This window comes from Nitratidesulfovibrio sp. SRB-5, from assembly GCF_019931275.1.
Classification (GTDB): Bacteria; Desulfobacterota; Desulfovibrionia; order Desulfovibrionales; family Desulfovibrionaceae; genus Cupidesulfovibrio.
In genome coordinates, this window is record NZ_JAIOTY010000009.1 from 1 (window position 1) to 1,416 (window position 1,416).

General features: G+C 63.5%; 2 protein-coding genes. Both read left to right on the forward strand.

What is annotated here, in order from left to right; translation table 11 throughout:
- The first annotated feature begins 3 nt into the window (after window positions 1-3).
- Complete coding sequence (locus K6142_RS16505; protein ID WP_190246155.1) at window positions 4-288, forward strand: UxaA family hydrolase; 285 nt, start codon at window positions 4-6, stop codon at window positions 286-288.
- Window positions 289-292: 4 nt separating this feature from the next.
- On the forward strand, window positions 293-1,416 hold a 1,124-nt coding region (locus K6142_RS16510; RefSeq protein ID WP_223380949.1), incomplete at its 3' end, for a UxaA family hydrolase.

The following is a 1,416-nucleotide window of genomic DNA, read 5'->3' on the forward strand; positions in this document are numbered from 1 at the left end:
TCCATGTCGATCCAATTTCTGGTGCACGAAGACGGCGATTCCGTCGGCGTCGTGGTTGTTGAAGGCGTCAAGGCTGGTCAGGACCTGACCGGCTGGGTGATGGCCGAAGACCGGACCATTACCTTCAAGGTGCTCAACGATATTCCGATCGGCCACAAGCTGGCCCTGAAGAACCTTTCCGTGGGTGACACCGTGATGAAGTACGGCACCGACATCGGCAAGGTCGTCGCTCCCATCAAGCAGGGCGAACACCTGCACGTTCACAACGTCAAGACCAAGAGGTGGTAGTACAATGACTGCTAATACCTTCCTCGGCTACCGCCGCGAAAATGGCCGCGTGGGCGTGCGCAACCACGTTGTCATCCTGCCCCTGGACGACCTTTCCAACGCCGCTTCGGAAGCGGTGGCCAACAACGTGAAGGGCACCATGGCCCTGCCGCACCCGTATGGCCGCCTGCAGTTTGGTGAAGACCTCGAACTGCATTTCCGGACCCTGATCGGCGTGGGCAGCAACCCCAACGTGGCTGCCGTGGTGGTCATCGGCATCGAACCCCAGTGGACCAGCCGCATCGTGGAAGGCATCGCCAAGACCGGCAAGCCGGTCGCGGGCTTCTCCATCGAGCAGAACGGCGACCACAACACCATCTGCGCCGCCTCGCGCAAGGCCAAGGAATTCATGCACTGGGCCACCGAGTTGCAGCGCGTGGAATGCCCGGTGAGCGACCTGTGGGTGTCCACCAAGTGCGGCGAATCCGACACCACCTCGGGCATCGCCTCCAACCCCACCGTGGGCAGCGCCTTCGACAAGCTGTACGAGCAGGGCTGCACGCTGCTGTTCGGTGAAACCACCGAACTGACCGGCGGCGAGCACCTGGTTGCCGAGCGCTGCGCCAACGACGAAGTGCGCAAGCAGTTCCAGTTCTTCTTTGACCGCTACGCGAAGCTGGTGGACGACCACAAGACCAGCGACCTTTCCGACTCCCAGCCCACCAAGGGCAACATCGAAGGCGGCCTGACCACCATCGAGGAAAAGGCGCTCGGCAACATCCAGAAGATCGGCCGCAAGGCCCCGGTCGTGGGCTGCCTGGACAAGGCCGAAGCCCCCACCGGCCCCGGCCTGTGGTTCATGGATTCCTCTTCCGCCGCCGCCGAAATGGTGACCCTGTGCGCCGCCGCCGGTTTCGTGGTGCACCTGTTCCCCACCGGGCAGGGCAACGTGATCGGCAACCCCATCCTTCCCGTGGTGAAGCTGTGCGCCAACCCGCGCACCGTGCGCACCATGAGCGAACACATCGACGTGGACGTGTCCGGCATCCTGCGCAAGGAACTGACCATGGACGGCGCCGGCGACAAGCTGGTGGAAATGGCCATCCGCACCGCCAACGGCCGTAACACCGCCGCCGAAGTGCTGGGCCA